The organism is Terrilactibacillus tamarindi (assembly GCF_009718825.1).
Classification (GTDB): domain Bacteria; phylum Bacillota; class Bacilli; order Bacillales; family Sporolactobacillaceae; genus Terrilactibacillus; species Terrilactibacillus tamarindi.
Map to the genome: position 1 here is coordinate 1 of NZ_WNHB01000011.1, position 14,497 is coordinate 14,497.

The following is a 14,497-nucleotide window of genomic DNA, read 5'->3' on the forward strand; positions in this document are numbered from 1 at the left end:
AGAAAGAGTGGTATCCACCAACAGAGTTGCCAGTGGATACCACTCTTATTTTAATTTACTGGGTTTTGTCCCAGCCTCTTTTTGATTAAAAAATTTTATAAAAATGAATCAAAACACTTGAAAGTCAAAGAAGGTCAGACTATAATATAGACATAAGGTCAAAGATAGTCAAAGTCAAACTTGACCGGAATTTATGATAAATCACTAAGGAGGCATTGCGATGAAATGCAACAACTGTAATGTAAATCCTGCTGTAATCGAAATGAATATTCAAGTGAATGGAAAACTGACACATTTAAATCTTTGCGAAGATTGCTATAAAAAATTAAGAAATGAAATGAAAATACCAACACCATTTGGTGGTGGATTTGAAGATATGATCAACCAATTTATGCAACCATCAATGGCGTTCAATATGACTGGTCATAATGGTTTAAATCAAGAACAACCAGAAACTGGATACTCATCAAATCATCGTGGTGGCTTGCTCGATGAAATAGGGAATAACATCACTGATTCAGCTAGAAAAGGTCTTATTGATCCGGTTATAGGGCGTGAAAAGGAAGTTAATCAAGTTATTGAAACATTGAATCGTCGATCGAAAAATAATCCTGTCCTCATTGGTGAGCCAGGGGTCGGTAAAACAGCAATTGCTGAAGGACTAGCTCTCAAAATCGTAGAAGGACATGTACCAGCAAAACTCACTGGAAAAGAAGTTTACTTGCTAGATGTATCTTCTCTCGTTGCTAATACAGGTATTCGAGGTCAATTTGAAGAGAAAATGAAACAATTAATTAATGAATTAAAAGAAAGAAAAAATGTCATAGTCTTTATTGATGAGGTACATCAACTTGTTGGGGCCGGATCTGCTGAAGGTTCCATGGATGCAGGAAATATTTTGAAACCAGCACTAGCTCGTGGGGAACTTCAAATTATTGGTGCAACGACATTAAATGAATATCGTCAAATTGAAAAAGATTCTGCACTAGAACGTCGATTCCAACCTATTATGGTTGATGAACCTTCTAAAGACCAAGCTATAAAAATTTTACAAGGTATTCAATCTAAATATGAAGGTTATCATGATGTAAAATATACAGATGAAGCCATCAGAGCCTGTGTAACATTGTCTGATCGTTATATTCAAGATCGCTTCTTGCCAGATAAAGCGATCGATCTAATGGATGAAGCGGGATCTAAAGTGAACTTAATGGCGCCTTCTCACGATGAAACTAGTTTAAAAGCAAAATTAGAAAAAATAAAAAGTGAAAAAACGGAAGCGACTAAAAATGAAGAATATGAACGAGCCGCTAAACTTCGTGATGAAGAAAATGCTTTGATTAAACAATTAGAAAAGACAGAAGGAAAACAATATCACTCTTCTGTTGTTGATGTAGATATGATTGAACAAATTATAGAAAATCGAACAGGTATCCCTGTAAGAAAACTACAACAAGATGAACAAAATAAAATGGTTCATCTAGCTGATGAAATGAATAAAAAAGTCATCGGACAAAAAGAAGCGGTTGAAAAAGTCGCTCGTGCCATCAGACGTAATCGTACAGGATTTAGAAGAGGCTCAAGACCAATTGGCTCTTTCCTATTCGTTGGTCCTACGGGTGTAGGTAAAACAGAGCTTGCGAAAACATTAGCTGAAGAGTTATTCGGTGATAAAGAGGCTATGATTCGTTTAGACATGAGCGAATACATGGAAAAACATGCCGTTTCAAAATTAATTGGTTCTCCTCCTGGATACATTGGTCATGATGAAGCGGGCCAACTAACGGAACGAATTCGTAGAAAACCATATAGCATCGTATTACTTGATGAAATTGAAAAAGCGCATCCAGATATCTTACATTTGTTCTTGCAAATATTGGACGATGGTCGCTTAACGGATAGCCAAGGACGTACAGTGAGCTTTAAAGATACGGTTATTATCATGACAAGTAATGCGGGCGTATTAGATAAAACGATTAAAGTAGGTTTTGGTGGACAAGAAGAAACAAGCTCAAATTTACTTGATAATCTTTCATCTTACTTTAAACCAGAGTTTCTTAACCGTTTAGATGGTATCATTCCATTTAATCAATTAACAAAACAAGATTTAGAAAAAATTGTAGATTTATTATTAGATGAAACTAAGGATATTGCAGCAGAACGAGGATTAAAATTAGTGATTACAGATCAAGCTAAACAGAAACTTGCTGAATTAGGTTACAACCCAATCTTTGGTGCACGTCCACTCAGACGTGTCATTGAAGAAAAAGTTGAAGCGGGTATTTCAGATTTCTTACTCGAAAATAATCAAGTCAAGACTTTAATGGTTGATGTTCTGGATAATGATATTCACATTAAAGCTAAATAAGCTTATCTATCATGATCTCAAAGACATGTTCTTTGAGATCAATTTTTTTAATCCACATTAACGGCGAGTCTTGCCCCCTACTGACTGAAGTTTGACTTTATCAACTAATGATCCAAAAGTTTCAGAAAAAAGTCCTGACATGAGAAATTTGGATATTCAGTTGACAAAAACGATTTCTTTGTGTAAAACTATGTATAAGTTATATGCTAATGACGATGATAGGAATAAGTAGTGATTATCTCCATGCTTTAAGAGAACTGATGGTTGGTGCGAATCAGTGTATAGATAATTGCGAATTACCTCCTTGAGTTTTTCCTGGGAAATAATAGTATCAGGAAACGGTGAATAGCCGTTATGTAATTAAGTGATCAGAAATGATATTCTTTGATCATGAAGGATGGTACCGTGCGAACAGCGCTCCTTTTTTGGAGGGCTTTTTTATTTTGCCTTTTTTGCTTAAACGGGCTACTTTGGAACTATCTGCTGTCAATTGGCAACTGTGTGGAATTTGAGGAGGATTCAATATGGATTTATTAGATGATTTGAAATACCGTGGTCTCATTAATCAAGTAACAGATGAAGAAGGCTTGCGAGAAGCTTTAAAAAAACCATTGAAGTTTTACTGTGGTTTTGATTCAACTGGTGATAGTCTTCATATTGGTCATCTTATGATTATCGTAACCATGATTCGTTTTCAAAAGGCTGGTCACCTGCCCATAGCATTAGTTGGAGGGGGAACGGGCTTAATAGGAGATCCTAGTGGTCGATCTACTGAACGCCAATTAAATGAACATCATGTAGTAGAAGGCTTTTCTGAACGTATAAGGGAACAACTAAGCCGTTTCCTAGATTTTAACGGAAAAGCAACATTAGCCAACAACTATGAATGGCTAGGAAATTTATCTCTCATTTCGTTCTTACGAGATATAGGAAAACATTTTCCATTAAACTACATGTTAGCAAAAGATTCTGTTGCCTCTCGTCTTGAAGGAGGAATCTCATTTACGGAGTTTTCATACATGTTGTTGCAATCGTTTGATTACTTGAATCTTTACGAAAAAGAAAATTGCCGTTTGCAGCTAGGTGGTAGTGATCAATGGGGAAACATCACGGCAGGGCTTGAATTAATACGTCGTGAGGGACATGAAGAACCTGCTTTTGGTTTGACGTTCCCTTTAATCACTAAAAGTGATGGCACGAAATTTGGAAAATCGATGGGTGGAGCTATTTGGTTAGATCCCGAGAAAACAACCCCATACGAATGGTACCAATTTTGGATAAATACAAGCGATGATGACGTGATCAATTTCTTTAAATACTTTACCTTCTTAACGAAAGATGAAATTGAAGAATATGAAAGAAAAGTAAAAGAAGAACCAGAAAAACGAGAAGCTCAGAAACGCTTAGCTGAGGAAGTGACAAAGCTTGCTCATGGTGAAGAGGCGTTCAATCAAGCCGTCCACATTTCTGAAGCCCTGTTTAATGGTGACTTAAAGTCATTGTCGGCTAAAGAGATTGAGGTCGGATTTAAAGACGTTCCATCCCATAAACGTGAGAACAAGGACACGGTTGGATTAATTGATCTTCTTGTTGAAGCGAAAGTTACTCCATCAAAACGTCAAGCAAGAGAAGACATTTCGAATGGAGCCATTTATATAAATGGGGAAAGACAAACGGACTTGGCCTATACTTTAGATGAAAAAGACCGAATCGATGGCAAGTATACATTAATTCGGAGAGGCAAAAAGAAATATACATTAATTGAATTTTAAAGTGTATATTCAAAAAGGTGACAAATTAGGAGCAAGATGAAAAGAGCACGCAGTTCCTGAGGACCGGCATTCCACAGGATGTGGTGGCTTTAGGCGCCAGCCACAGGACGTGAGCGATTTTAGTTGAAGATCCTCTTGGATAGCGTCGGAGATTCGAAGCTTATCGTTTGGTGACTTTTTGAACAACCACAATAATCGTGTTCAAAAAGGTGACAAATTAGAAGCAAGAAGGTAAGAGCACGCAGTTCCTGAGGACCGGCATTCCACAGGATGTGGTGGCTTTAGGCGCCAGCAACAGGACGTGAGCGACTTTAGTTGAAGATCCTCTTGGATAGCGCCGAGATTCGAATCTTATCATTTGGTGACTTTTTGAACAACCTTTTAAATTGTAAACAAATTTGGTTCCAATTCAATGTGGATTAATAGATTGTAATGGCAAGCTTTGGTACACTATAGATAGACGTATATTCTTCACTTGGTCAGGTTTAAATTACTGAACTGAAGGGGAAATATAAGTTAGTACATTAAAAAGCTAAGATATGTAAAACATAACGAAGGAGGATTTAGACGATGGGATGCAAAAACAAAGAAAATCAAAGTGGTGTTAGTACCAAAGAATTAATTATTGGTGGCATAGTAGGTGGAACGGTTGGTGCATTTGCTGCTTTAATGTTTGCTCCAAAATCTGGTCAAGAATTTCGTAAAGATTTACAATCAAAAGAGGTCATTAATAAATCAGTGGACATGGCGAAAACAGTGGGTACTCAACTAGGTAGTCAGTCTTCATCATTAGTATCAAAAGCAAAAGAAGTTGCTCAAAGCATGAAAAAAGAAGATGAGCCATTTAGTTAAGGCTAATATTTATCCTTTATTAAGGCTATATCAAAAGGAAAGTGTTCGCATATTCCTTTTGATATTATTCTATTTGGCCAAAGTATTAACTATTGAGTATGGTCCTTTTTGAAAAACATCCCCCAAAGTAGTAAAGACTACTTGCGGGATGTTTTTGTTTAGATTATATGTTAAATATCGAGGTATAGGCAAAAAACGTGAGATGATTATAAAGGTTTGTAAATACAAAGTTAAGAAAAGATTGTTAACATTTTAAAGAGCCAATTGGCTATGTCAATTATTTCTGATAAGCTATTGATAGTTCACTATTTAATAGCTAAAAGGAGACTAAGTTGTGGAACAATTTCGAATTGAGAAAGATACTTTAGGAGAAATAAAGGTACCAGCAGATGCTCAGTGGGGAGCTCAAACTCAGCGTAGTTTACAAAACTTTGCTATTGGCAAAGAGAAGATGCCAATAGAAATGATTCAAGCGCTAGCCTTGTTAAAGAAAGCGGCTGCAACCGTTAATCAAAGATTAGGTAAATTAGACAAGAATAAGGCTGAGGCCATAGAACAAGCAGCAGACGAGGTACTAGAAGGTAAATGGAATGACCAGTTTCCATTAGTCGTATGGCAAACAGGAAGTGGAACACAGTCTAATATGAATATGAATGAGGTACTTGCTCACCTTGGCAATAGGATCTTAGAAACCAAAGGTACTAAGCTAAGCATCCATCCAAACGATGATGTAAACCTATCTCAAAGCTCAAATGATACATTTCCTACAGCGATGCATATTGCTGCGGTTATGGCTGTTAAAGAAAAATTGCTACCAGCATTACAGCGACTACAAAGAACTCTTGAAATTAAATCAAAAGAATTTAGCGATATCATTAAAATAGGACGAACTCACCTCCAGGATGCCACACCCTTAACTCTTGGACAAGAGATTAGTGGTTGGTCTTATATGATGAAAAACATTGAGAGCATGCTAAATCAAACGATTCCTTACATATCATCTTTAGCGATTGGCGGGACAGCTGTGGGAACGGGAATTAATGCTCATCCTGATTTTGGACGAATGGTTGCAGAAGAATTAAGTCAGTTAACTGGAAATGCCTTTGTCTCGTCTGAAAATAAATTTCATGCTCTTACAAGTCATGATGAACTTGTCACTGTTCATGGTGTTTTAAAAGCATTAGCATCGAACCTTATGAAGATGGCTAATGATGTACGTTGGTTAGCTAGTGGGCCTCGATGTGGGATAGGGGAAATTACGATACCAGCAAATGAACCTGGAAGTTCCATTATGCCTGGAAAAGTTAATCCAACACAAGCAGAAGCTGTGACAATGGTTGCCGTTCAAGTAATGGGAAACGATAGTGCAATTGGCTTTGCTGCTAGTCAAGGTAATTTTGAATTAAATGTCTTTAAACCTCTCATAGCCTATAATTTTATCCAATCTGTTCAATTATTATCAGATGTCATGGAATCATTTAATAAGAACTGTCTTGAAGGACTTGAGCCTAATGTAGATCAAATTAATAAGTATCTTCATGGTTCACTAATGTTAGTGACAGCTCTTAATCCGTATATTGGTTATGAAAAGTCTGCTCAAATTGCAAAACTTGCTCATCAAAAAGGAATTTCATTAAAAGAAGCGGCTCTTGAAACAGGCATCTTAACCGAACAAGAATTTGATGCTTATGTTGATCCAAAGAACATGGTTCATCCAAATTGATCATTTAAGTATAAAAAAAACTCCCATTTTATTGGGAGTTTTTTTTATTTCGATAAATATCGTTTTGGTATTTTTTTCTGATCTATGGCGTAATTAATAGCTTCTCTGTTTACGTTTTTAAAACCTTTAGGTTTATAGAAACGGAGTAGATCACCGTATACCACTTTATCAGAAAGCTCAAGTTGTTTTTTCACGATCGCATCTACATCTTTGCCTAGTGATTTGTCGACTTTATTACCTGTTGCATTGTCATAAAGTGTTCCACCGACACTCGTGTACTTATCAGTTACAAAATCACCGTTACGGAAAGGAACAATTTGATGATGTTCTTTAGAAAATAAATCACTGCCGAATTGAACATAGTCTTTTGAGTTAATTCCTAATAAATGCATAACAGTTGGTCTAACATCGACATCTCCACCATACGTTTTGTTTTCTCCACCTTTTATATTAGGCACGTGAATGAATAATGGAACCCGTTGTAATTGAGCGTTTTCGAAAGGTGTAATTTTCTTGCCAAGAACTTTTTCCATCGCTGCATTATGATTTTCAGAGATTCCATAGTGATCACCATATAAGACGATGACGGTTTTATCCAATAGACCATCCTTTTTCAAATCGTTAAAGAATTGTTCAACGGCTTGGTCCGTATAATTTGCAGATTGAAAGTATTTATTAACAACACTATCACCAAAATCACCTTCAGGGAAATTTGTATCTTCTTTATCCATTCCAAATGGGAAATGGTTAGATAATAAAATATATTTAGAGTAGAAAGGTTGGTGAAGATTTTCGATATAAGAAATGGACTCTTTTAAGAATGGTTTATCTTTCATGCCGTAGTTCTTTGTGTTTTCGGGTGACATGTCATAGTATTTCGAATCAAAGAAACGATCATAGCCAAGTGACTTATACATTTCATCACGATTCCAAAATGATTTTGTATTACCATGGAAGGCAGCAGATTCGTATCCTTTTTGTTTCAGTATTTGTGGCATTGCTTCATAAGTGTTACGAGCTTTTGTTGTAAATACTGAGCCTTGTGGTAATGGATATAATGAATTTTCCAGCATAAATTCAGCATCAGATGTTTTTCCTTGACCCGTTTGATGGAAGAAGTTACTGAAATAAATAGTGTTCTCATCTCCACGAGTTAACGAATTTAAGAATGGAGTCACTTCTTGTCCGTTAGGCATTTTATAATTAAGAGCAAAGGTTTGAAAGGATTCAAGAGAGATATACATCACATTCATGCCTTTGGCTTTACCAAAGTAAGCTTTGTTTGGTTCTGAGAAATTAGCTTTTGTATAATTGACAACATCGTTCACATCACTACTGTCAGCGAATGCTCTTTGTGCTGATGATCGTGTGTTTTGAATAATATCATAAATGGTAAAGTTGTATGCTCCAAGGTATTTAACTAAGTAGTTTCTGTCAAAAGTTCTAGATAATAGCTGTGGACGATCTGCTTCAGCTAAACTTAGATTAATGATAAACGTCATAATAGCGCATGCAAAGATGGTTAATACTGCCCGTGAACCAACATGTGCTGATTTGACTTTTACGACTTTAAATACAATCAGTAAAATCAGGATGATGGTATCTAAAAAAAACAAAATATCGTAAGGCTTCATTAGGGCTTTCGTGCTTCCGCCAAGTTCACCAAAGTTTTTTGTTTGTAATAAGTTAGGTGCAGTAATGAAGTCTGTGAAAAATCGATAATAGACGACATTTGCATATAATAAAGCCGATAAAATGAAATTAATGATGATCATTAAGATGTGATGCAAGCGTCCTTTAAAGATCATGGCTATACCAAAGAAGAGTAATGCCGAACTAATTGGGTTAATAAACAAAAGAAATTTTTGCATACTATTGTTTATTCCTAAATTAAACTGGGTAACATATGTGAAATACGTTTTTAACCAAAATAGGACAGTAACAAGTAGAAAAAGTGAATATTTCTTATTTAATAGAGTCTTTAATTTTAAAATTGAAAGTTTCATATTCTTTCCTCCCAACGACTATTTTATCAGTGTACTGTCGATTTCCGGATTTTGTGTAAAATATCCCATAAGTGGGAGTTAAGACAGTAACCTTCACATTACATGAAAAATGCAGGCATAATCAGAAGATTATACTTGCAAAAAGTAAATGATCTTTTTAGCAAAAGCATTTTTTGGATAAATCATGATATTTTTATGTGTATGTTATCATGCGTTAACAATTTCTTAATAATTATAGCTCTTTAACGTTAAAAGTCAAGATTTATAGTAAACTAAGAAATGGAAATGAAAACGTTTTATAATTCCCTGGTCACAGCCAGGCTTTACGTCTCTTTTTTACCTACAAGCCTATAAATTGGTAAAGGTTAAAATAAGTGAAATCATATGATTTATGACATGATAAAAATGGCTTGGACCAGTATTTATTATTAAGTATTTTATGAATTAATAAGATCATCTATACTTCATTTGGAAATATTGTTTCGTAATCAAAAGGTTTAATTGACAATGACAAATGATTAAACTGGTTATCATTAAAGAAAAGAAAGGAACCTAAATTGGTTCCTTTCTAAACAAATTAAAAGCAGTATGCTGTTCCAATGATGACAAGTAAAATAAACAATACAATGATTAATGCGAATCCAGATCCAGATCCGTATCCGCCTTTTCCTTCTGTTTCACAACCCATCAATATCAACTCCTTTGATTTACTAAATTAGTGTATGATGGATTAGGCAGGATTGTGAAAAAGAAAATTGAGCGATGTTCATATTATTTTTCATCTTATTCAACCTTTATGATTATAAAGAAGGTTGCGTAAATCTTTTTAAAAAGTCATTTTATCTATTTAAAGTTAAAGGTGTATAACACCACCATTCATTAACCTAACATCACTTTTAAGTATAGATGTTTCCTTAACCTTTCTAAATTTACTGAATCTATCTTACCCCTCGAATTCTTTTGAGCTTTTGTTCATTTTGCGCAACGTTTTTAACAAGAGAAGGATGCCTAAGCCAGAGCATGGTGTATCGTCCTAAAAGAATGCCTGCGATCGAAAAGAGATAAATGACGTAACTAGAAGGACCATCAAGATGAAGCGTTAAGTGAAATAGTGAAATAAAAATATACTTTAATAAATAACGGATCGGAACAGAGATAAACCAAACACATAATGAAATAACAGATCCAGCAATGTACCATGCACCTTCATGATTGATAAGCGGAGTGTAGCGACCTTGCAACATGCCAAATCCAAATGAAAGAAATAAACTTAAACTTAGAATACATAGATCACCAAATTTAATAAAAGGCATTTGAGTAACTGAGTAACAAGCTGTAAAGAGTAATAATAAGGGCAGTCTATATAATTTAGCTGTTAATGGCCGTTCTTTTAATTGATTGATAATAAGACTCACTAAAATAATACTTCCAATAAGAATATACATGATGAACCCCTTTTCTTTAATGCTTTTATATTTCAAAAAGTATTCCTTGAGGGTGTGCCTAAATTAATAGATAGTCCTCCATTCAAACTAAACTCTGTTTACCTTATTTTATGTAAGGCTATTTTGTCCTAAAACACGAGATTCAAATAATTGTTTTTATCTCGTATTAGCGCAATTCTTGACCCCCACCTCAAGGTCATGGGTGACGAGCATTCCTAGGTAGGAGGAAACTCTCGCCATGAGCCCGATTGATGCAGGCTTACAATCGGTGGGGATGATGCCCCTCACTGTCTAAGGTTCACTTTACTTTTTTGAACATAAATTAAATTCTTACAAACATGTAACAAGCAATAAACGACAAAATAAATAAAATTACATCAGAATGTTACAAATATGTTTCACAACGAAATATAAGCTTAATATAATTAGTGAGGTTTATGATGGTATAATAGTTTTTGTAATAAGGAAAGTAACAATTTAACAATTAAACTTACATAGACATAGAGATTACTAGAGAAGAAACGTGATTTTGGGAGGAGAACTATGAAGAAAAGACTAACAGTTACATTAGCCCTGAGTTTAAGTATTACCTGTGGGAGTATTGCACCATCCTTTACATACGCAAAAGAATCACTTTCTACAATTAATAATAAAACACAAGAACAACTTTCACTAAAAGATCAGTTGTCATTTCAAAAAGCAAAACTTCAAGCGGAAATAGATGGTATGAATAAGAAAGTTCTAGACCTTACTGGTCAAGTGTCAAATACACAAGTCAAAATTAGTCAAATAGAAGACGAAGTATCGACACTCCAATCGCAAATTAAAGAGATACAAGATCGTATCGAAAAAAGAAAAGGGCTTCTAAAAGACCGGCTAGAATCGATTTATGTTAATGGTGGTTCCGTTGGCTTTCTAGATGTCATCTTAGGATCAAAAAGTATTGGAGATTTTCTTGAGCGTACCTTTGCTGTAAATGAAATAACTCAACAAGATCAAAACATCATCGATGAGCAAAAGAAAGATGAGCAAGATCTAAGTACTAAGAAAAAACAAGTGCAAACAAGACTTGCTTCATCAGAGAAAAAAGTTGAACAACTACACGGGATGCTTCAGGAAGTTCAAACATTACAGACTCAAAAACAAGTGGCTATGAAAGCACTCAATGGTAAACAAGAAGACGTTGAAAAGAATATTGCACAACTTAAACAAGTGGCTTTAGACATTAAGTCAGCTCAAGTTGCTGCGAAAAAAACAAGTAATAGCCAACCGACTCAAACAAAATTAAGTGCTCCGGTTGAAAAACATACAACCGTTTCAACAAATTTATCGAATTCTACTGATTCAACGAATTCTACCGATTCAACAAATCCAACGAATTCTACTAATTCAACAAAATCAACAGATAAGTCTTCTCCTGCTAAATCTAATTCTGCTAAGCCTAAAAAAGTGAAAGCAGCAGTACCTTCTCATAAATCTGATGATTTAACGATGTCCGCATCGGTTTCTAGTGGTGGGATTTCAGGTATCTTATCATGGGGACGTCAATACTTTGGTCGTTCAACTTATGTATTTGGTGCAGGTCGTTCGGCTTCAGACATTGCTAAAGGACGATTCGATTGTTCAGGATTTGTTTCCGCTGCTTTTAGAGCAAATGGAATTTCTATTCCATCATCAACTTCAGCTTTAGCTGGCGTTGGACAAAGGGTTAGTCCAAGTAACATGAAGCCTGGAGACCTCGTATTCTTTGATACATATAAAAAAGATGGTCACGTTGGTATTTATCTTGGTGGAGGAAGTTTTATTGGATCACAAAGTAGCACAGGCGTTGCCACTGTAAGCATGAATAATCCTTATTGGAAATCACATTTTAGTGGTCATGTTCAACGAGTACTTCATTAATTCCAAATTATAATTAGAACTGTAAATATAGTTAATGACTATGTTTACAGTTTTTTTGTACATTACCGCAAACCACGGAGATTCACTTTGATGTGCATTGTGGATCAATAGAAATTGCCTCTTACTTCGTGATACCCCATTTAAATTGTTCTAAAACTCACAATAAATGATATGCCTATATTACCATTATTAGAATCAAAAGATTAAAAGATTATTACAATAGTCTTTTTTCATATCATTAATAGTTCATCGCTTAATGCTATACCATATATAGGTAAAGTAGACTTTTACCATACATACCCAATTTATTGAAGATTCATTCAAAAAAAAGGATATGAAGGATATAAATCGAATTATTAAGCCATGGGGAATTAATGTGGAAGGGGAAGGATGATGAAAAAACTATATTTAGCCCAACATGCTGAATCTGAGTGGGACGTTGAAGGCAGGTTTCAAGGACGAACCAATTCATTATTAACACATAAAGGAAGATGCCAGGCAGCACTTATGTGTGAGAGTTTACGAAATTCATCATTAAACCTTATCATTTCAAGTCCAAGCCCAAGAGCGTTGGAATCTGCTCAAATGATTAGGGGAACAAGAACTATACCCATTATTCAAGATGAACATTTTTTAGAAATGAATTTTGGTGACTGGGAAGGTCAATTGATGACGGATATAGAAAGGTCTCATCCTGTTCAATCTGAACTATTTTGGAACTTTCCTCACCTTTTTAAGAATGAAACAGGGGAAGATTTCTACCAAGTACGTGAGAGGGTTTTGCCAAGATTGAAATATATTCTAAATGAATACCGAGGTCATCATTTACTTGTTATGACGCATCCCATTGTCTATCGCATGATCAGTGGTTATTACAATCATATCCCAATTGAAAAGATATGGGAAAAAGACATTGAAACCCCTCCAGGACTAAAGACCATTAATGTTGAGGAACCATGGACATATAAAGAGGAAATAGTCACGACGGATATCAATACCCCTCTAAATTAATAACCTTCCCAAAAGTTGATGGGAAGGTTTTCCGTCATTCTTAAAGTCAGTCGTGAAGCGATAGTCTTAAAAGAATCCATCTTTAATGTCTATTTTTGACTATTGAACAGGCGTTACGGGTTCATTACCGTTTAATACAGATAATATATTATTTGCTGCAATTTCAGCCATAGCATTTCGAGTTTCTATGGTGGCATTTCCGATATGTGGCGTTATGACGACGTTGTCTAATGACTTTAATTCCTCAGTGATCGAGGGTTCAAATTCAAAAACATCAAGAGCTGCACCCGCGATGGTATGTTCTTTCAATGCTACGGCTAATGCTTTTTCATCAACAATTGGTCCTCTTGCGGCGTTTATTAAGTAGGCTGTTTTTTTCATCATTTTTAGGGTGTCTTGATTAATTAAATGATGTATAGAAGGTGAATAAGGAGCATGAATAGATATGACATCCGATTCTTTTAGACACTCCTCAAGAGATACATAGTTAGCGCTTGCCATCTTTTCAACTTCGGGTGATTTCCGATGCGGTCCATAATAGATGATATTCATATCAAAAGCTTTTGCACGCTTTGCTACAGCTTGTCCGATGCTTCCAAGACCTATGATTCCTAGGGTTTTTCCTTTGAGTTCTGAGCCCAAAAAGAATAACGGTGCCCATCCATTGAATCCTTTCCCACGACACAAACGGTCTCCTTCTGGCATACGCCTCATAATAGATAAAATTAGCCCCATCGTTAGTTCAGCAGTTGCATCCGTTGAAACACCCGGAGTATTTGATACATAGATTTGATGTGCTTTTGCTGATTGAATGTCAATATTATCATAACCAGCCCCATAGTTTGCTATAATTTTAAGTTTTGAACTTTGCGATATCACTTTATCCGAAACTTTGGTTGATAATGGACAAAGTAAGGCGTCGGCCTCTTGTATTCCTGAAACCAGCTCTTCTTCAGAAATTAGTGATGCGTGGTCATCAAACATGGTGACCTCATGAGTATGTAACAGATCTAGAGCAAGCTTTGGTACTCGTCCAGCAATAAAAATCTTAGCCATATTTATCTCTCCTTCGGTAAATTTATATCTTTATTGTAGCAACCGATTCTTTCTTTGGCTATTTATTCTTAACTAAAGAGCAAATCCCAACACGACTATAAGGTGTTGGGATTTTATTATACTCATTAGAAGAAAAAAGGACAAAAGCCAAGGCAGAAACGGAATTTTATTCATATGATGTAATAAAGAAAGTGTGTAAAGGAGGATATTTATGCTTATATTGATTGTCGTGATGTTTCTTCTCCTTATCATTATTGGTGGCGTTTTTAGGTGGTAAATATTTTACACTAACATTTGTTTTACTACAATATTAACAGTAAAATGCGACCTGTAAAACATGTCTATTTAGTTAGGATATTATT

10 protein-coding genes and 1 other annotated feature are annotated in these 14,497 nt (G+C 35.3%); of the genes, 6 read left to right on the forward strand and 4 right to left on the reverse strand.

All coding sequences use genetic code 11. From position 1 onward, the window contains the following. The first annotated feature begins 220 nt into the window (after window positions 1-220). From GMB86_RS07995 to fumC, 4 genes are all read left to right on the forward strand, one after another. Complete coding sequence (locus GMB86_RS07995) at window positions 221-2,368, forward strand: ATP-dependent Clp protease ATP-binding subunit (RefSeq protein ID WP_155218507.1); 2,148 nt, start codon at window positions 221-223, stop codon at window positions 2,366-2,368. A 206-nt stretch (window positions 2,369-2,574) separates the two neighbouring features. After that, window positions 2,575-2,793 (forward strand) — a binding site (T-box leader). A 99-nt stretch (window positions 2,794-2,892) separates the two neighbouring features. Further along, window positions 2,893-4,140: a tyrosine--tRNA ligase gene (gene tyrS / locus GMB86_RS08000; RefSeq protein ID WP_155218509.1), complete on the forward strand. Its 1,248-nt coding sequence runs from the start codon at window positions 2,893-2,895 to the stop codon at window positions 4,138-4,140. Window positions 4,141-4,710: 570 nt separating this feature from the next. Continuing rightward, complete coding sequence (locus GMB86_RS08005; protein ID WP_155218511.1) at window positions 4,711-4,992, forward strand: YtxH domain-containing protein; 282 nt, start codon at window positions 4,711-4,713, stop codon at window positions 4,990-4,992. A gap of 334 nt (window positions 4,993-5,326) precedes the next feature. Continuing rightward, window positions 5,327-6,715 carry a class II fumarate hydratase gene (gene fumC / locus GMB86_RS08010; RefSeq protein ID WP_329602824.1) on the forward strand — a complete coding sequence of 463 codons (1,389 nt, stop codon included), beginning with the start codon at window positions 5,327-5,329 and terminating at the stop codon, window positions 6,713-6,715. A 44-nt stretch (window positions 6,716-6,759) separates the two neighbouring features. On the opposite strand, the gene GMB86_RS08015 is transcribed toward fumC, so the two are convergent. The 3 genes from GMB86_RS08015 to GMB86_RS08025 form a co-directional block, all read right to left on the reverse strand. Next, a complete protein-coding gene (locus GMB86_RS08015; protein WP_155218513.1) occupies window positions 6,760-8,721 on the reverse strand; it encodes an LTA synthase family protein in 1,962 nt (653 codons plus the stop codon). Window positions 8,722-9,298: 577 nt separating this feature from the next. Continuing rightward, window positions 9,299-9,409: a YjcZ family sporulation protein gene (locus GMB86_RS08020; protein WP_155218515.1), complete on the reverse strand. Its 111-nt coding sequence runs from the start codon at window positions 9,407-9,409 to the stop codon at window positions 9,299-9,301. 250 nt (window positions 9,410-9,659) lie between these two features. Next, window positions 9,660-10,166, reverse strand: coding sequence for a hypothetical protein (locus GMB86_RS08025; protein ID WP_155218517.1), 507 nt, complete (start codon window positions 10,164-10,166; stop codon window positions 9,660-9,662). A 543-nt stretch (window positions 10,167-10,709) separates the two neighbouring features. Between GMB86_RS08025 and GMB86_RS08030 the strand changes: the two genes are divergently transcribed. Further along, the gene (locus tag GMB86_RS08030; RefSeq protein WP_155218519.1) at window positions 10,710-12,068 is read left to right on the forward strand and encodes a C40 family peptidase; all 1,359 of its coding nucleotides are present in this window, start codon (window positions 10,710-10,712) and stop codon (window positions 12,066-12,068) included. Window positions 12,069-12,461: 393 nt separating this feature from the next. Next, window positions 12,462-13,079 carry a histidine phosphatase family protein gene (locus GMB86_RS08035; RefSeq protein WP_196220163.1) on the forward strand — a complete coding sequence of 206 codons (618 nt, stop codon included), beginning with the start codon at window positions 12,462-12,464 and terminating at the stop codon, window positions 13,077-13,079. Between the two features lie 99 nt (window positions 13,080-13,178). Here the strand turns inward: GMB86_RS08035 and GMB86_RS08040 are convergent, their stop codons facing one another. Then, window positions 13,179-14,135, reverse strand: a complete 957-nt coding sequence (locus GMB86_RS08040) for a 2-hydroxyacid dehydrogenase family protein (protein WP_155218522.1) — start codon at window positions 14,133-14,135, stop codon at window positions 13,179-13,181. Window positions 14,136-14,497 lie beyond the last annotated feature (362 nt).